The sequence below is a fragment of the Oricola indica genome, from assembly GCF_965227485.1.
Classification (GTDB): Bacteria; Pseudomonadota; Alphaproteobacteria; order Rhizobiales; family Rhizobiaceae; genus Oricola; species Oricola indica.
The window spans coordinates 1,773,535-1,790,570 of the sequence record NZ_OZ245747.1; the positions used below are offsets into that span (position 1 = coordinate 1,773,535).

Consider the following 17,036-nt stretch of genomic DNA (forward strand, 5'->3'; position numbering starts at 1 on the left):
GCATGGCTGACAACAAGCTTACACCTGTTGAGAAATTGAATCAGGACGAAGCCGCCGCCGAGCTGGCGCGGCTGGCCGCCGAGATCGCGGAGCATGACGCGCGCTATCACCGCGAGGACGCGCCGACGATTTCGGATGCGGAATACGATGCTCTCAAGCAGCGCAACTTCGCCATCGAGGCACGCTTTCCGGACCTGAAGCGCGCGGATTCACCGAGCGAGAAGGTCGGGGCCGCGGTCTCCGAGAAGTTCGAAAAGATCCGCCATCGCATTCCGATGCTGTCGCTCGACAATGCGTTCTCCGATGACGACGTACGCGATTTCGCGGCGCGTGTGCGCCGCTTCCTCAAGCTTGGAGAGGATACCCCGCTCAAGCTGACCGCCGAGCCGAAGATCGACGGGCTGTCGCTTTCGCTGCGCTACGAAGAGGGCGCGCTCGTCTATGCGGCGACGCGCGGCGACGGTACGACCGGCGAAAACGTGACGGCGAATGCCCGGACGATTTCAGACATTCCGAACCGGCTGAAGGGAAACCCGCCCGCCGTCATGGAGGTGCGCGGCGAGGTCTACATGACCAAGGAGGATTTCGCCGAGCTGAATGAAAGGCAGGCGGCGGCGGGCAAGCAGACCTATGTCAATCCGCGCAACACGGCGGCCGGTTCGTTGCGTCAGCTGGACTCTTCCATCACCGCCGGCCGGGCGCTGAAGTTTTTCGCCTATGCCTGGGGCGAGGTTTCGGACATGCCGTCCGATACACAGATGGGAATGGTCGAAGCGCTGAAGGAATTCGGCTTTGTTACCAATCCGTTAATGGCGGTCTTTGAGAATGTTGAGGAACTTCTCGAGCATTATCACGCCATCGAGATGGAGCGGGGCGAACTCGCCTACGATATCGACGGAGTCGTCTACAAGGTCGATGATCTGAAATTGCAGGAGCGTCTCGGCTTCGTCTCGCGCAGCCCGCGCTGGGCGATCGCGCACAAGTTCCCCGCCGAAAAGGCGATGACGACGCTCAACGCCATCGACATTCAGGTTGGCCGTACCGGTGCGATCACGCCGGTCGCGCGGCTGGAGCCTGTTACAGTGGGTGGCGTGGTGGTCGAGAACGCGACGTTGCACAACGCCGAGGAGATCGAGCGGCTTGGCGTAAAGATCGGCGACACGGTGATCGTGCAGCGCGCCGGAGACGTTATTCCGCAGATCCTCGGCTTCGTGGAAGAGAAGCGGCCGGAGGATGCTACGGCGTTCGAATTTCCGACTGTCTGCCCATGTTCGCTTGAAACGCCGATCGTGCGCGAGACCAATGCGAGCGGCGAGGAAAGCGTGGTGCGGCGGTGTTCCGGCGAGTTCGCCTGTCCGTTCCAGCGCAAGGAGCACCTGAAGCATTTCGTGTCGCGCCGCGCCTTCGACATCGAGGGATTGGGCGACAAGCAGATCGAGTATTTCTTCGATGACGAGAGCGGGCTCGAGATCAGGACCCCAGCGGACATCTTCACATTGGCGAAACGCGACGAGAGCGCGCTGACCAAGCTGAAGAACCGCGACGGCTATGGCGAGGTCTCGGCGCAGAAGCTGTTCGACGCCATCGAGGAGCGGCGCACGATCCCGCTCGAACGGCTGATCTATGCGCTCGGTATCCGGCATGTCGGCGAATCGACGGCACGGACGCTCGCGCGGTCCTATGGCGACTGGGGCGCATTCGAGGAAGCTTCACTGAAGATCGCGGAAGGCGACGAGCCGGCGCGGGAGGAGATGGACGCGCTGGAGGATGTCGGCGGCGCGGTGATCGACGCGGTGGCGCGCTATTTCTCGGAGCCGCACAATCGCGACATGATCGACAAGCTGATCGGCGAACTGACGGTGGAAGAAGCCGAGAAGCCGCAATCCGATACCGCGTTCTCCGGCAAAACGATCGTCTTCACCGGCTCGCTGGAGCGAATGTCGCGCGACGAGGCGAAGGCCATGGCGGAGCGTCTGGGCGCGAAAGCGTCGGGCTCCGTGTCTAAGAAGACGGATCTCGTCGTCGCCGGTCCCGGCGCGGGGTCGAAGCTCGCCAAGGCGCAGGAATTCGGCGTCGAGGTGATCGACGAGGACGAGTGGTTCCGCCGCGTCGAGGCGCTTTAGCCTTTCCGGCTATTTTTTCCTGGCGCGGGTGAACTTCATGGTGTGCCCGGTTATCGCCTCGGGCGTGCCCGTCCAGGCATAGGCGAGAAGGGCGGGTTCGTGAATCGACGTCCTGATCGTGTGGGTCGTGCCGGCGGCATTGAAGATCATGGATGGCGGCCGGAAGACGCCGAGATCGTTCTCCGAAACAGCCCCGGAGAGGATGGTGTAGCTCTCGGTGACGCCGTCGTGGCGATGGGAGGGGTAGACGCATCCGGGTGCGAAGAGGACGAAACCCAGGACAAGGTCCGAGGCTGCCACGTGGCCGGCGGGGCCAAGAATATCGGCGTAACCGTATTTGCGGGCCAATGCCGGCCGGAGGTTCTCGTAGCCATATTCCCAGCGCAGACGCGGCGCCATCTTGGCCGTCGTGCGCACGAAGACCTCGGTCGGCTCACGTTCGCCATTGTCGAGCGCGCGTCCCAGATGGCTCGTCACTGGCAAGGTTGCCGGCTCGGTCAACCTTATCGGCGGATTTGCCTTCATGATCTTCGCGAGCCGTTCGCGCACCATGCGCATATGGGCGCGGATCGGGGCACTTCCGCCGGTCGGCGCATAGCGATAGGCGGTTTCGAATTCGCGCAGAAGGTAGAAAAGGTCGGTATCTTCCGCGAGCAGCGGAGAGGCGGGCGTTTGGAGTTCGGCAGTCACGAGACGTCTCCCGCGTAGTGAAACTGGATGGCGTGACCCGCGGCACGCCGATGGCACGCCTTGAGATTATGCCAAAACAGGGTTCGATGATGATGCAAAAGCGGCGTCGTCCAGCCCAATGATGGCGTTTTTTTGCTCCGGCGGCCCGCAGCCATATTGGCTGGAAACGAAAAAGACGGTGGTGGGACATGGCGTGAGCGCTGTCCGCCAATCGTTGTCTCCCTGACAATTCTTTCCGTGACGCGTCAGTATTGTTGACCTATACCGCTCGCGGAGTTGATCACCATGAACGCAAGACGGGACATAGCCGCAGGCATTCGTGCGGTCTTGCCGGCGATGCTGGCTGCCGCGCCCTTCGGGCTTCTGTTCGGCGCGCTCGCCGTGGACAACAGTTTCACGGTTGGCGAGACGGTGCTGATGAGCGCCACGATCTTCGCCGGGGCGAGCCAGATGGTCGGCATCGACCTGTTCGGCGACAAGATCGCCCCGTGGCTGATCGTCCTGTCGATCTTCGCCGTGAATTTCCGGCACGTTCTCTATTCGGCCGTCATCGGTCGGCAGATGCGCGCATGGTCGGCGCTTCAGCGTTATGTCGCGTTCTTTTTTCTGGTCGATCCGCAATTCGCCGAGTCGGAAAAGCGTGTCGAATCCGGCAGGCCGCTGACCTTCGCCTGGTACATGGCCGGCGGGCTCACATTCTACACGACATGGATCGTGGAAGGATGGCTGGGCGCGACCTTCGGCAAAATGGTGGACAATCCGGCGGCCTATGGCGTCGATTTTCTCTTGCCGATCTATTTCCTCGGCCTCGTCATGGGGTTCCGCAGGCGCGCCAACTGGCTGCCGGTGGTGGCGGCCAGCGCCGTCGGCTCGATCATCGCCTATGTGCTGGTCGGTTCGCCCTGGCATGTCTCGATCGGCGCGCTGTGTGGTGTCGCCGTGGCGGCGGTCATCGGCGCGAAACCGGCGGGCGAGGCGGTGGAGTAGACGATGGAACTTTCCACGATAACCTGGATCGTGCTGGCAGGTGCGCTCGCCACATATCTCACGCGGATCGGCGGCCATCTCATCCTGTCGCGGTTCAAGACGATCCATCCGCGTGTCGAGGCGGCGCTGAACGCGGTGCCCGCCGCGGTCCTGACGACGCTGGTCGCCCCGGCCGCTGTGTTCACCGGCCCGGCGGAGACGGCGACCGTCATCGTCTGCGCGCTCGCCGCCTTCTACCTGCCCGGCATGGCGGTTTTCGTCATCGGATGGGCGGCGGTGCTGGCGTTCCGGGCCCTTATCGGCTGATCGGTGACGTCATCGTTTCCAGCCATGACCTGACAACCGGATCCTCAATCAGAGGGCTCACTTCCTCCAGCACGCGGGCGTGGTAGGCGTTCAGCCAATCGAGCTCCGCCTCCGACAAGAGCGAGATGTCGATCAGCCGGCGGTCGATCGGGCATAGCGTGAGCGTCTCGAAGGAATGCACGGCGATCTCTCCGCCCTGCGGGATTTCGGCGGGCTGGACCAGCACCAGATTCTCGATGCGGATGCCATGCGAGGCAGGCTTGTAGTAGCCGGGTTCGTTGGAAACGATCATGCCGGGCAAAAGCGCCTGCGTGCCGCGACGGGAAATGTTCTGCGGGCCTTCATGAACGCCAAGGAATGAGCCGACGCCATGGCCGGTGCCATGGGCGTAGTCGAGCCCGGCCTGCCAGAGGGCGTTGCGCGCCAGCACATCGATGTCGACGCCGCGCGTTCCCGCGGGAAAACGGGCCAGCGTGATGGCGATCATGCCTTTCAGCACCAGCGTGAAGTGGCGGCAATATTCCGCCGACGGTTCGCCGAGCGGGATCACCCGGGTGATGTCGGTCGTTCCGTCATGATATTGCGCGCCGGAATCGACCAGCAACAACTCGCCGGTCGCCAGCTTGCGATTGGTCTTCTCGGTCACTCTGTAATGGACGATGGCGCCGTTCGGGCCGGCGCCGCAAATCGTGTCGAACGATATTTCCGCGAGCGGCATGGCGAGGCGCTCGCCGGTTTCGCGGCGGAATTCCTCGAGCGCGCTCACCACGGCGATTTCGTCGAGTTCCTCCGGCTGCTGATTGTCGATCCAGGCGAGAAAGGCCGCCATGGCGGCGCCGTCGCGGCGCTGGGCATTGCGCGCGCCGGCCTGCTCGGCGGCGTTCTTGCAGGCCCGGGGCAGGCGCACGGGATCGGAAGCTTCGACAAGGCGGGCACCGGCGTCCTGCAACTCGTCTGCGATCTTGCGGGCGGTGAGAGCCGGGTCGATCAGCACCGCGCCGCCTTTCGCACCCAGTTCACGCAACCCGTCGTCGAATTCTGACGGCGGGCGCAACGTCGCCAGTTGCGTGAGATAGGCTTCCGTGCGGATGGGCAGCTTGCGCTTGTCGATGAAGAGCACCGGATCGCCCTCGACAGGCAGGATGGCGAAGGCGAGCGCCAGGGGCGTGTGCGAGACGTCGTTGCCGCGAATATTGAACAGCCAGCAGATCGAGGCGGGATCGGTGAGTATCGCCGCATCGGCCTTCTCGTCGCGCACCGCATCGGCGATGCGGCCGATCTTGTCGCGGGGCGTTTCGCCGGCAAATTCGAAGGGATGGATGGCGACCGGTTCGAGCGGCTGGGCCGGCAGGTCGTTGCGGATGGCGTCCACGAGGTTGCGTTCCACTGGCACCAGACCGGCGTCCGCGCCGGAACAGGCGGTTGCGAGCTGTTTCGCGCCCTGGACGGTGTGCAGCCATGGATCGAACCCGATGCGCATGCCGGGCTTCAGGTTTTCGGCGAGCCATTGATGCGGCGGCTTGGCCATGAGGTCCTGCGGCGTGAAGACGGCCGGGTCGGTCTGGGCACGGACCTGCAGCGTATATCGGCCGTCGGTGAACACATGGGCTTCGTCCTGAAGGATAATGGCCGCGCCGGCGGAGCCGGTGAAGCCGGTCAGCCAGGCGAGGCGCTCGGCGCGTTCCGGCAGATACTCGTTCTGGTGTTCGTCGGCATGCGGAACGAGGAAGGCGTCGAGGCCTTCCTCCGCCATCCGGGCGCGCAGGGCGGCAACCCGGGCCTTGCCCATCGACGGATCGCTCTTTTCGGTAAATTTCTGGAACATCGCCGGGCCTCTGGTTCGGATTCGCCGGGCGGACGTTATGCGCTGGCCTTAAGCGGATCAATCCGGCGCGGCGCATTTCGACTCATGCTGCGGCGCGTCATTTCATTTCGCATATGCGAAGGGCGCATGGCTGCCTTGCCATATTGGCCGTGGTCACATTTGCCGCAGGCGCCCATATTGATCGTGTCGGTGCGTTACCGATTCAACCAGGAGACCCTAAATGACCGTCAAATCGAAAAAAGGCATGTTCCACAACGCCTTCGACGCCATGGTTAACGCACGCGCACGCCAGGCTTCGTCTTATGTCAACGGCGCGCTGCTGATGCTCGATGACAAGACGCTCGAAGCGCATGGTTACGACCGCGCGGAACTCCGCCGCCGTCCGACCGCCTTCTATCCGTTCTGATTATCCGCATCGTTGATGCGACAAGGGCGGCCACGAGCCGCCCTTTTTCGTTTCAGCCGCGATCGAGATACATCGTGACCCATTCGTCGCGCCAGATCGTTTCGCGGTGATACAGCCCGGCCGAGCGAAAGCCGGCCAGCACCATCTGGCGCTGCGTCGCCAGGATGCCAGACAGCACGACACGTCCGCCCCGGGCAAGATTGCGTTCGATTTCCGGCGCCATGCGCATCAGCGGCCGCGCAAGGATGTTGGCGACGACGAGATCGAACGGCCCCTCCTCGATGAAGGCGCGGCCGGACAGGCCGGCGGTCGTCTCGAATCGGATCAGGCCCGCCTCTCCGTTGAGCCTCGCATTCATGACCGCGACCTTCGTCGCGACCGGATCGATATCCGTTGCGAGTATCGGGCACTTGGCGAGTTTGGCCGCTGCGATGGCCAGCACGCCGCTGCCGGTGCCAAGGTCGAGCAGGTTGGCCGGATGACGGGTCCGGATAAGCCGTTCCAGCATGATCAGACAGCCCGCCGTCGTGCCGTGATGGCCGGTGCCGAATGCCTGCCCGGCCTCGATCTCGACGGCGATGTCGTTGGCGCGGACCGCGTCGCGGTCGTGGCGCCCATGCACGAGGAAACGTCCGGCGCGCACCGGCTTCAATCCTTCCAGCGACTTGGCGACCCAGTCGATATCGGGGAGCACCTCGCGTGCGATCTCCAAACCGAAACCATCCGATCCGAGGCGGTTGGCCATGCGCGCCTCGATATCCGAAACCGCATCCTCGTCGCCATGCGCGTAGACGGACACTTCGTAGATCTGGCGTGGTTCGTCGATCTCCATATTGGCCAGCGCGAGGCCGTCATCCTCGAATTCCCGTTCGAGCAGGTCGAAGATCCTTTCCGCCTCCAGCTTCTCGGCGGTCAGATACAGGCGGATTTGCGTCATTCGGGCTTTCCTTCGGATTCGGCCATTTTGGCGCGTTCTTTTTGGCGTGTTTCGGCTGCGTCGGGCGGGGCAAACCTCAGAATCACGTCGTCCTCCTGCGCCTTTTCGACGTCGGAATTCGTTTCGAAGACAAGCGAGCCGTCGGGCTTGCGCCACAGGATCACGCGCCCCTCTTCGGGGCTGCTGGCGAGATAGGCGTCGTAGTCGAATTCGTCGGTCAGGCGCGTCGACTGAAAGGTCCAGCCCGCGGCATGTTTCTCGCGCAGGTCGCGCAGTCCCAGACCTGGCTTGAAGAGCTGCCGTCCGCCGATGGTGAAGCGAAGGGCGCGCCGGTCTGGCTGTTCGCGCGACACTCCGATCTCGTAGACATTGTTGCGACCGATCTCGGGTCCGAAATTGGTACAGACGAGGGCATTGTAGGCGTCGTTGTCGGTCGCCGCGACAAGGGCGTTGAACCGGCCGATGGCCAGATGATGGTGGGCGTGCTCGGACAGGGTCTCGCCATAATGGGTATCGAGGCCGGCCTGGCGGGCATCGCTGAGGTGGTTCCAGTTGGCGTCGGCGATGGTCACGGGCACTTCCATGTCCTTCAGCTTCGACGCGAATGCGGTCGCCCAACGCGATCCGCCGACGATCAGCACGCCGGGCTTCTCCGCCATGCGCAGGCCGAGGATGCGCGCGAGCGGCGCGAGCGAGAAACCGTGCAGCACGATGGTCGCGACCACCACGGCGAAGGTCAGCGCCACCATGCGTTCGCCATCGGGGACGGATGCCTGAAACAGGAGCGAGCCGAACAGGCTGGCGACAGCCACCGCGACGATGCCGCGCGGCGCGATCCAGGCCGTCAGCAGGCGCTCCTGCCAGGTCAGACCGCCGCCGATCGTCGCGACGAAGATCGCAGCCGGCCGGATCACGAGGAGGAGGGCGGCGACGAAACCCACGGCCCGCCAGTCGAGCGCCTGGATGACCGACCATTCGAGCGCGGCCGTCAGGAGGACGAAGAGGCCGGAGACGAGCAGGACGGTGATCGTTTCCTTGAAGCGACGCAGTTCCGACAGCGAGGCGAGCCGCGAATTGGCCATGCGGATGCCCATGATCGTGACGGTGAGCAGGCCCGATTCTTCCAGAATCAGGTTGGAGACGGCGAAGACAGCCAGCACAGACGCCAGAAGAACCGGCGCCTTGAGGTACTCGGGAACATGGCCGCGTATGAAGGCCCAGATCAGCAACTGGCCCGCGCCGATGCCGGCAACGACCGCGAAGACAAACGCGACGATGATCGTCAGCAGCAGATTGTCGGAGTCGTGACCGCCGTGAAAGGCGAGGAACACCTCGAAGGATATGACCGCCGCCAGCGCCCCGATCGGGTCGTTGACGATCGCTTCCCAGCGCAACAGCGAGGCGGGACGGGATTTCAGCGCCGACGAGCGGAGCAACGGCATGATGACCGTCGGGCCGGTGACGATAAGGATCGCGCCAAGAATGATCGCGACCGGCCATTCGAGGCCGCCGATATAGTGACCGGCGCATGCCGCGCCCAGCCATGTCAAGGGACCGGCAATCAGGATGATTCGTCGGACGGCGGTGGAGGTTTCGCGGATTTCCGTGAAGTTGAGTGTCAGCCCGCCCTCGAACAGGATGATCGCCACGGCCAGCCCGACGACCGGCTGGTAGATGTCGCCGAAATCCTGCGCCGGCACGATGAAACCGGTAACCGGCCCGGCGAGGAAGCCCGCGGCGAGAAGCAGAACGATCGCCGGCAATTGCAGTCGCCATGCGAGCCATTGGGCGCCGATACCGGCCACGCCGATAAAGGCCAGTTTGGCGGCCAGATCTTCCATGTTTTCTCGCGTCCTGAGCGGGTCACACGGTCATATTGCCATTGTACCCGGTGGGGCAAGGGCCTGGATCGCGCTGCGTCAGGTTTCCGCGAGATCGCGCAGTTTCTGGATGGCGGTCTCGGTATCTTCGCCGAAGGCGATCGTCTTGCGGAAGCGCCCCTCGCTGTCGAGCAGGATGACCGAGGCGGTGTGGTCCATCGTGTAGTCGCCGTCATCCATGTCGATGCGTTTGAAATAGATATTGAAGCCGCGCGCCATCTCCCTGACGGCGTCGGGATCGCCGGTAATGCCGCGCACGCGGTCGGTCACGCTCGATACATATCCGCCGAGAATTTCGGGCGTGTCGCGTTCCGGGTCGATGGTGATGAAATACGCCTCGATGTCCTTGCCGTCCTCGCCGAGCGTATCGAACCAGGTGCTCATTTCGTAGAGCGTGGTCGGGCAGATTTCCGGGCAATGGGTGAAGCCGAAGAAGATCGCGGTCGGGTGACCGCGAAAGGCCTGCTCGCTGATCGGCTCACCGTCCTGGTCAATGAGGTTGAAGGCGACACCGTAGGGTTCGCCGGATCCGCCCGATCCCTGACGGTAGATCTCGTATCCCAGCCATGCGCCGACGACGGCGAGCACGACGACGAGACCAGCGATTATCGCACGCATGATGGACCTCTCATTGTTATCGGGTTCCACTTAGGGGAAATGCGTCGGAATTTCATCCGGTCATTTTGGCGCGGCTTCGCTGCGCCGGGTCAAAGGCACCAGGCCAGGCCGGCCTGCAGCATCGACCAGAACAGCGTATCGCCATTTGCGAGCCATCCGGCGACGCCGACCGCGCCGATAACAGCGGCAATCGCGGACGCCACGATGATTGCGCGCGTTTCGGTGCCACGCGCCTGTTGCGGTCGAAGGGTCATCCTGTCGTTCATGGTGGCGTTCTAGCGCATTCGGGCCGTCAATCCAATCGGACCGAATTGCGCCGCGCATGTTGACTTGCGTCAATGAGCACAATTGCCGCGCGTTACAATGTGTCGCAGTCTGTGACGGGAGGACAAATCATGACGAATGAAAACAACGCGGACAGCGCAGCACGGCGGCCGCCGGCCATGCCGACCGTCAACACGATCGCCGTCGGCGACATTGCGGAGGTCCTGAAAGCCGGCCTGTCGGATTTCTTGCGCGCGCCATTGTTCGGGCTGTTCTTCGGCGGGGTCTTTGCGCTTGGCGGCATCATCATCGCCCTTTCGCTGACGACATGGGACATCCCGTGGATGATCTATCCGGTGGCGATCGGCTTTCCGCTGGTCGGACCGTTCGTGGCGGTGGGCCTCTACGAGGTCAGCCGGCGGCTGGAGGCGGGGAAGCCCCTGTCATGGGGTGAAATTCTCGGCGTGGTCTGGCTGCAACGCCAGCGTGAACTGGCCTGGATGGCGTTCGTCATGCTGTTCGTGTTCTGGGTCTGGATGTACCAGGTGCGCCTTCTCGTTGCGATCATCCTGTCGCGTTCGTCCTTCTCGACACTCGACCGGTTCATCGAGGTCGTGTTCACGACGCCGCAGGGCTGGACGTTCCTCGCGGTCGGTCACGTGGTCGGCGCCATCCTGGCGATGGTGCTCTTTTCCATCACGGTCGTCTCGATCCCGCTGCTTCTCGACCGCGAATCCGATTTCGTGACCGCGATGATCACCAGCGTCAAATCCGTGACCTCCAACCCGGTTCCCATGCTCGGCTGGGGCGTGTTCGTCACGCTTGCGGTGATCGTGTCTTCGCTGCCAATGTTTCTGGGTCTGATCGTGACGCTTCCGGTGCTCGGGCATGCGACGTGGCATCTGTACAAGAAGTGCGTTGCGCCTGAATGACGCCGCATAGCCGCTCGGAGGCGGCGCGCGCGCGTTCATCGATCGAGATGAGGCCGCACACGACGTCACAACCGTCGATTGTGCGGCTGCCGAGAAGCTCGAAGCCGAGGCTGAAGACGCGGGTCAACTCGTACATCCGGCGTTCGGTGACGATGATGTAGTGGGTGATACCGTTGCGCAGCGCGTAGTCGAGATTGGCGAGAGACAGTTCCAGCGTCGCCATTCCAAGCCCGACCGGCAGGCGCTCCGCCGCGGCCGCGCTGTCGACGCAGAACCGCGAGAGTTCCCAGATCGTGGGTGAGTGGAAATCGAAGTCCTCCGGCACGAGGCCGTCGAAGGCGAGATCCAGCAGCGTCGTCTGCGTGGTCGGAATCAGCCGGATTCCCGCATTCACCTGGCCGTTTTCATCGACGGAAAGCGCGTAGGTGCAGGGCATGTCGTCGAGGCAATCGCGTTCCTCGTCGCCCTGGACCTCCACGTCCCAGCCAAGCCGGTCATGGAACACCGTCTTGCGCAAACGGTAATAGCCAGCCACTTCGCGCGCATGGTCCGCGCGGTCATGCATTTCCACATGGATGATCATCGACGCCTCCGGTCCGAGCCGGAGTCCGTCTTAGCGAAGGCAGGATCGAATTACAACTTCTGATCGTATCGACTTAACAATTTCAACTCCAGCGCGCGAGCAATCGCCGCCGACTTGTTGGACACATGCAGCTTCGTCTTGGCGCTCTGGAGGTGGGCGATGACCGTCCAGCGCGAGATTTTCAGAATTTCGCCGATCTGCTTGTCGGTCTTGCCCTGCGCGCCCCAGTAGAGAACCTCGATCTCGCGGTCCGTGAGGTCGACCTTGAGCGGATCGTTTTTCAGGAACTGTTCGGTGACGGTCAGCGCGATGATATGGGAGTGTTCCCGGAATTTTGCCATCAGGCCGCTGGCCTCGTCGCGGGCGTTGGTGACATCGACATCGGTGGCGAATGTCGTCACGGAGCGGATGTTCTTGCCGATATGGACGGGCATGCCGATGGTGTAGAGGCCGATATCATGCGCTATCGCGCCTTCGGCCAGTTCGGCGAGTTCGGCATTGTCCGGATGACGGTGATCGAAGATCACGGCGCTGACCGACTCGAGTCCCTTCGCGATGACGGGATCGATCTGCGCATAGTTGCGCTCGGTATAGCGTTCCAGCCACTTCTCAGGGTAGGTCGTCACGATGATGTTGGAGGCGATTCCTCCGCCGCCGACCTGGGCCCAGAAGGATATGTAATTGCTCCCGGTGTCCGCGCATGCTTTCTTCATGGCTTCCAGAATGGCGGGCGGAAAGTCGGGATTCGATGGCGCCACGACGAAATCGGGCGCGACCAACACGCGATACATTACAGATTATTCCCCCAATGACACGCAACCGGACGTCGTCTGACGCGTTCGAAAGACAGTGCCCGAAAAATCATACAATTAATTGTAGGCGATTACAGCGCGCCGGGACAACCCGTATATCGGGGCCGTTATCACCGCCGGGCTTTGGCGATTTGGTGGAGCGCCCCATTTATACTCGCAGCGCCACAGCCGGAGAAAAGAGAGAGGTCGTTTCACCGCCATGCATTTCGCCGCAGTGATCAATCCCGATGCCTCGACGCTGAAAACAGTCGACAGGGACCGGCTTGCCGATTCTCTGCGCGAACGGTTCACCGAAAAAGGCCACTCCATCTCGATCGGCTTCCACCATGGAGCGGAGATGGGCGAGGCGTTGACCGAAGCCTGCGAGGCGAAAAATACCGATGCCGTGATGGCGGGCGGCGGTGACGGTACGATCTCGGCGGCAGCCGGCATCATCCACAAGACGGACAAGGCGCTCGCTATCCTGCCCGGTGGCAACATGAACCTGTTCGCGCGTTCGCTCGGCATTCCGCTCGACATCGAACCCGCGATCGCAGCGCTTGCGGCCGGCGAACCGAAAGCGGTCGATATCGCCTTCGCGAATGATCGTCCCTTCATCCACGAATTCTCGCTCGGGTTGCATCCGGAGATGATCGAGGAACGCGACCGCCAGAAATTCGGCTCCCGCCTCGGCAAGCTGATTGGCGGCATGCGGTCGCTCTCGGGGGCGATCCTGCGTCCTCCGCGGGTACGGATCCGGATGGAGAATGGTGATGAATCTGGGCGCGCCATCGTGACGTCCGTGTTGGCCATTTCAAACAATCCTTACGGGGAAGGGCATCTGCCCTATGCCGACCGTGTCGATACCGGCGAGCTCGGCGTCTATATCGCTCATGCGCGCAAGCCGGCGGAGCTGGCGGCGATAGCGGCCCGGATACCGGTCGGCACCTGGGCGGGCATGCCGCAGATGGAGGTTTTCACGGCGACGCATCTTCGACTGACGCGAAGGCGTACGGTGAAGGCCGCAATCGACGGCGAACTCGTCAAGATGAGCAGCCCGGTCGAGGTGCGGATCGCGCCGGGCGGGCTCAATGTGATCATGCCGCGCGAGGCCGATGCCGTGCGCGGTCAGTAGGATCAGTACTTGCTCGGCACGTAGAGTTCCGGCGGCAGCACGGCGCGTTCGTATTCCGGATTGAACACGCGTTCCGGCAGTTCGATATCGTCGTGCGGTACAGGTTCGTAGGGAATCAGGTTCAACAGGTGGTCGATGCAGTTGAGGCGCGCGCGCTTCTTGTCGTTGCCCTCGACGATGTACCACGGGGCTTCGGGAATGTTGGTGCGCGCGAACATCTCCTCCTTGGCCTTGGTGTATTGCTCCCAGCGCACGCGCGACTGAAGGTCCATTGGCGACAGTTTCCACTGCTTCATCGGATCGTGGATGCGCATGAGGAAGCGCATCTGCTGTTCCTCGTCGGTGATGGAGAACCAGTATTTGACGAGGCGGGTGCCGTTTCGCACCAGCATGCGTTCGAATTCGGGAACGTCGTCGAAAAACTGTTCAACCTGGTCCGGGTTTGCGAAGCCCATGACCCGCTCGACCCCGGCGCGGTTGTACCAGGAACGATCGAACAGAACGATCTCGCCGGCAGCCGGCAGATGCGGGACATAGCGCTGGAAATACCACTGCGTTTTTTCGCGATCGGTCGGCGCGGGCAGGGCGACGACGCGGCAGATGCGCGGATTGAGACGCTGGGTGATGCGCTTGATGACGCCACCCTTGCCGGCGGAATCGCGGCCCTCGAACAGCACGACGATGCGCTCGCCGCTATAGGCAACCCAGTCCTGCAGCTTGATCAGTTCGGATTGCAGGCGGATCAGCTCGCGGAAATAGACCCTGCGGTCGATCTGCGTGGGATGCGCCTTGTTGTAGATCTTGCGCAGTTCCATCGATAATGCGGGCTCGGAAATCTCCAGCTCGAAATCTTCATCGAGCGTGTCCGCTAGTTCCGCCTCCAGCCAATCCTGAACATCGTCGTGCTGACCCGTATCCATCGTCATTGCATCCTTGTCCTTTTGATCTGTCCCGGCGCCGGGCGTGCCGACATTCCTTGGCTGCGCTGTTTGAAGCTTTTGTGACACACGCACCTTACGCCAATCCATCGCGCGGTGGATATTTGGCGGCAGCCGGCCCTTGCGATGAGGGTGCTTCTCCGGTCTTGACGTAAAAAGGCGGGCCGAAGCCCGCCTTTTCTCCTCCTCCAAGGATCGCCGGGTCAGGCGGCGAACTGGTTCATGGTGTTGTCCTTGCCGCTGGCCTTGAGCGCCGCTTCGCCCGCGAACCACTCCTTGTGGTCGTCGCCGATGTCGGAGCCGGCCATGTTCTGGTGCTTGACGCAGGCGATGCCCTGGCGGATCTCGGCGCGCTGGACGTTCTTGACGTAGCCGAGCATGCCCTCCTCGCCGAAATACTCCTTTGCCAGATTGTCGGTCGACAGGGCGGCCGTGTGGTAGGTCGGCAGGGTGATGAGGTGGTGGAAGATGCCGGCATCACGCGCCGCGTCGCGCTGGAAGGTGCGGATGCGCTCGTCGGCTTCGGCGGCCAGTTCCGACCCGTCATAGGCGGCGCTCATCAGCGTCGCGCGGTCGTAAGCGGACACGTCGCGGCCCTCGGCCTCCCAGGCATCGTAGACCTGCTGGCGGAAGTTCAGGGTCCAGTTGAAGGACGGCGAGTTGTTGTAGACCAGCTTGGCGTTCGGGACGACTTCGCGGATGCGGTTCATCATGCCGCCGATCTGGCCGATATGCGGCTTCTCGGTCTCGATCCAGATCAGGTCCGCGCCGTTCTGCAGCGAGGTGATCGAATCGAGCACGCAGCGGTCCTCGCCGGTTCCGGGCCGGAACTGGAACAGGTTGGAGGGCAGGCGCTTCGGGCGCAGCAGCTTGCCGTCGCGCTTGATGACGACATCGGAGGAGCGGAGCTCGTCGGCCGAAATCTCCTCGCAGTCGAGGAAGGCGTTATACTGGTCGCCGAGATCGCCGGCTTCGCTGGAATAGGCGATCTGCTTGGTCAGGCCCGCACCGAGAGAATCGGTCCGCGTGACGATGACGCCGTCATCGACGCCAAGTTCGAGGAAGGCGTAGCGGCAGGCGCGGACCTTGGCGAGGAAGTCCTCGTGGGGAACGGTGACCTTGCCGTCCTGGTGGCCGCACTGCTTCTCGTCGGACACCTGGTTTTCGATCTGCAGCGCGCAGGCGCCAGCCTCGATCATCTTCTTGGCGAGCAGGTAGGTGGCCTCGGCATTGCCGAAGCCGGCATCGATATCGGCGATGATCGGCACGATGTGGGTCTCGTGATTGTCAATTCTGTGCTGGATCTCGGCCGCCTTGTTGGCGTCGCCGGCATCGCGGGCGGCATCGAGGTCGCGGAAGAGCAGGTTGAGCTCGCGTGAATCCGCCTGGCGCAGGAAGGTGTAGAGTTCCTCGATCAGCGCGGGCACGGAGGTCTTTTCATGCATGGACTGGTCCGGCAGCGGGCCGAAATCGGAACGCAGCGCGGCGACCATCCAGCCGGACAGGTAGAGATAGCGGCGCTTGGTGGAGCCGAAATGCTTCTTGATGGAGATCATCTTCTGCTGCCCGATGAAACCGTGCCAGCAGCCCAGCGACTGGGTGTAATTAGCCGGATCTGCATCGTAGGCCGCCATGTCCTCGCGCATGATCTTCGCCGTGTAGCGGGCGATGTCGAGGCCGGTCTTGAACTTGTTCTGGGCGCGCATGCGGGCGACCGCCTCGGCATCGATGGCGTCCCAGCTGTTGCCGCGATCGGCGATCAGATTACGAGCTTCCTGGATATCCTGGGTGTATGACATTTCGGGTTCCTCTCGTCGATTTGTAAAAATCTGTCATGTCGCAATGCAGCGGAGATGGGCGAGAGTCACGAAAATCGCGCAAAACAGCGCCGCAATTCGTGTCGAAATGTTGCGGCGCGGTGTAACGGGCAGTAAAATTGTAAAAAATTTACAAGACGGGGCGTGTCAATCCGGCGTCTGTCAGGCGGCGATGGAGGCCGCGTGGTCGTCGATGAACTCGCGCAGTTCCTCGAGCTGGTAGCCGGCCTGCGCGGCGCTCTGCAGAACCGTGTCGGTGCCGAGGCGGGCGGCGGAGGCCTGCGCCCACAGGATGGTGGAGCGATTGCCGGAGCGGCAATAGAACAGGATCGGGCCGGGAAGATCGCGCAGCGCCTTCGCCTGCGCGGCGACGGGCTCATCCTCGGTGACGTCGTGATTGGTCACGGGCAGGTGGCGATAGACGAGGCCGTAGCGCAATGCGGCGACTTCGGCTTCCTCGCTTGGCAACTGGTCGTTGGCCTCGCCGTCGGGGCGGTTGTTGACGATGGTGCGGATGCCGCGCGCGGCGATGTCCGCGAAATCGTCCGCCGTGAGCTGCGCGGCGACGAAGACGTTGTCTTCAAGCTGTGCGATCCTGGCCATGCGGGCCGCCTTTCCCGTTCGAACCGCCCGGTGCCGGACGCAATCCGGGCTGGCGCCATTATCGCTCTCGCCGAGGCCGGTGGATAAGATGGCGAAGCTCAATTGGCGGTGCGCGGAGGAATTCCTTTGCGCGGGCGCGGCGTTCGGTGAAAAGCGAATCCGCATGCGCGTTTGACGCAGGCGGGCGATTGGCTCATTAAA

17 protein-coding genes are annotated in these 17,036 nt (G+C 62.8%); 6 read left to right on the plus strand and 11 right to left on the minus strand.

Going from position 1 to position 17,036, the window contains the following annotated elements; translation table 11 throughout:
- The first annotated feature begins 2 nt into the window (after positions 1 to 2).
- Complete coding sequence (ligA, locus tag ACQK2M_RS09050; RefSeq protein ID WP_425417517.1) at positions 3 to 2,123, plus strand: NAD-dependent DNA ligase LigA; 2,121 nt, start codon at positions 3 to 5, stop codon at positions 2,121 to 2,123.
- A 9-nt stretch (positions 2,124 to 2,132) separates the two neighbouring features.
- On the opposite strand, the gene ACQK2M_RS09055 is transcribed toward ligA, so the two are convergent.
- On the minus strand, positions 2,133 to 2,813 hold the full coding sequence (locus tag ACQK2M_RS09055; RefSeq protein WP_425417518.1) for a dimethylsulfonioproprionate lyase family protein: 681 nt from the start codon (positions 2,811 to 2,813) through the stop codon (positions 2,133 to 2,135).
- A 285-nt stretch (positions 2,814 to 3,098) separates the two neighbouring features.
- Between ACQK2M_RS09055 and ACQK2M_RS09060 the strand changes: the two genes are divergently transcribed.
- Positions 3,099 to 3,800: an AzlC family ABC transporter permease gene (locus tag ACQK2M_RS09060; RefSeq protein WP_425417519.1), complete on the plus strand. Its 702-nt coding sequence runs from the start codon at positions 3,099 to 3,101 to the stop codon at positions 3,798 to 3,800.
- 3 nt (positions 3,801 to 3,803) lie between these two features.
- On the plus strand, positions 3,804 to 4,106 hold the full coding sequence (locus ACQK2M_RS09065) for an AzlD family protein (RefSeq protein WP_425417520.1): 303 nt from the start codon (positions 3,804 to 3,806) through the stop codon (positions 4,104 to 4,106).
- On the opposite strand, the gene ACQK2M_RS09070 is transcribed toward ACQK2M_RS09065, so the two are convergent.
- A complete protein-coding gene (locus tag ACQK2M_RS09070; RefSeq protein WP_425417521.1) occupies positions 4,096 to 5,931 on the minus strand; it encodes an aminopeptidase P family protein in 1,836 nt (611 codons plus the stop codon). The two genes, ACQK2M_RS09065 and ACQK2M_RS09070, sit on opposite strands and share 11 nt — an antisense overlap.
- Before the next feature lie 220 nt (positions 5,932 to 6,151).
- Here ACQK2M_RS09070 and ACQK2M_RS09075 point away from each other — a divergent pair, with 220 nt between their 5' ends.
- Positions 6,152 to 6,337 carry a hypothetical protein gene (locus tag ACQK2M_RS09075; protein ID WP_223475683.1) on the plus strand — a complete coding sequence of 62 codons (186 nt, stop codon included), beginning with the start codon at positions 6,152 to 6,154 and terminating at the stop codon, positions 6,335 to 6,337.
- Positions 6,338 to 6,389: 52 nt separating this feature from the next.
- On the opposite strand, the gene ACQK2M_RS09080 is transcribed toward ACQK2M_RS09075, so the two are convergent.
- The 4 genes from ACQK2M_RS09080 to ACQK2M_RS09095 form a co-directional block, all read right to left on the minus strand.
- Positions 6,390 to 7,274: a 50S ribosomal protein L11 methyltransferase gene (locus ACQK2M_RS09080; RefSeq protein ID WP_425417522.1), complete on the minus strand. Its 885-nt coding sequence runs from the start codon at positions 7,272 to 7,274 to the stop codon at positions 6,390 to 6,392.
- The gene (locus ACQK2M_RS09085) at positions 7,271 to 9,115 is read right to left on the minus strand and encodes a cation:proton antiporter (protein ID WP_425417523.1); all 1,845 of its coding nucleotides are present in this window, start codon (positions 9,113 to 9,115) and stop codon (positions 7,271 to 7,273) included. The genes ACQK2M_RS09080 and ACQK2M_RS09085 overlap by 4 nt, the downstream gene beginning before the upstream one ends.
- 78 nt (positions 9,116 to 9,193) lie before the next feature.
- Positions 9,194 to 9,775 (minus strand): SCO family protein, encoded by a 582-nt coding sequence (locus tag ACQK2M_RS09090; protein ID WP_425420010.1) that lies wholly within the window; start codon positions 9,773 to 9,775, stop codon positions 9,194 to 9,196.
- An 86-nt stretch (positions 9,776 to 9,861) separates the two neighbouring features.
- Complete coding sequence (locus ACQK2M_RS09095; RefSeq protein WP_223475679.1) at positions 9,862 to 10,038, minus strand: hypothetical protein; 177 nt, start codon at positions 10,036 to 10,038, stop codon at positions 9,862 to 9,864.
- A gap of 129 nt (positions 10,039 to 10,167) precedes the next feature.
- Here ACQK2M_RS09095 and ACQK2M_RS09100 point away from each other — a divergent pair, with 129 nt between their 5' ends.
- The gene (locus ACQK2M_RS09100) at positions 10,168 to 10,968 is read left to right on the plus strand and encodes a DUF2189 domain-containing protein (protein WP_425417524.1); all 801 of its coding nucleotides are present in this window, start codon (positions 10,168 to 10,170) and stop codon (positions 10,966 to 10,968) included.
- On the opposite strand, the gene ACQK2M_RS09105 is transcribed toward ACQK2M_RS09100, so the two are convergent.
- Together ACQK2M_RS09105 and ACQK2M_RS09110 are read right to left on the minus strand one after the other, a co-directional pair.
- Complete coding sequence (locus ACQK2M_RS09105) at positions 10,853 to 11,551, minus strand: acyl-homoserine-lactone synthase (RefSeq protein WP_425417525.1); 699 nt, start codon at positions 11,549 to 11,551, stop codon at positions 10,853 to 10,855. The two genes, ACQK2M_RS09100 and ACQK2M_RS09105, sit on opposite strands and share 116 nt — an antisense overlap.
- Before the next feature lie 50 nt (positions 11,552 to 11,601).
- Entirely contained in the window at positions 11,602 to 12,342 is a 741-nt protein-coding gene (locus ACQK2M_RS09110; RefSeq protein ID WP_425417526.1) for a helix-turn-helix transcriptional regulator, read from the minus strand.
- A 220-nt stretch (positions 12,343 to 12,562) separates the two neighbouring features.
- On the opposite strand from ACQK2M_RS09110, the gene ACQK2M_RS09115 reads away from it, so the two are divergent.
- On the plus strand, positions 12,563 to 13,477 hold the full coding sequence (locus ACQK2M_RS09115) for a diacylglycerol/lipid kinase family protein (RefSeq protein ID WP_425417527.1): 915 nt from the start codon (positions 12,563 to 12,565) through the stop codon (positions 13,475 to 13,477).
- Between the two features lie 2 nt (positions 13,478 to 13,479).
- Here ACQK2M_RS09115 and ppk2 read toward each other — a convergent pair whose 3' ends face one another.
- The 3 genes from ppk2 to ACQK2M_RS09130 all read right to left on the minus strand — a co-directional run bounded on the left by ppk2 (position 13,480) and on the right by ACQK2M_RS09130 (position 16,835).
- Positions 13,480 to 14,397, minus strand: a complete 918-nt coding sequence (gene ppk2 / locus ACQK2M_RS09120) for a polyphosphate kinase 2 (RefSeq protein WP_425420011.1) — start codon at positions 14,395 to 14,397, stop codon at positions 13,480 to 13,482.
- A 221-nt stretch (positions 14,398 to 14,618) separates the two neighbouring features.
- Positions 14,619 to 16,214: an isocitrate lyase gene (locus ACQK2M_RS09125; RefSeq protein ID WP_425417528.1), complete on the minus strand. Its 1,596-nt coding sequence runs from the start codon at positions 16,212 to 16,214 to the stop codon at positions 14,619 to 14,621.
- Between the two features lie 180 nt (positions 16,215 to 16,394).
- Positions 16,395 to 16,835: a TIGR01244 family sulfur transferase gene (locus tag ACQK2M_RS09130; protein ID WP_425417529.1), complete on the minus strand. Its 441-nt coding sequence runs from the start codon at positions 16,833 to 16,835 to the stop codon at positions 16,395 to 16,397.
- Between the last annotated feature and the right edge of the window lie 201 nt (positions 16,836 to 17,036).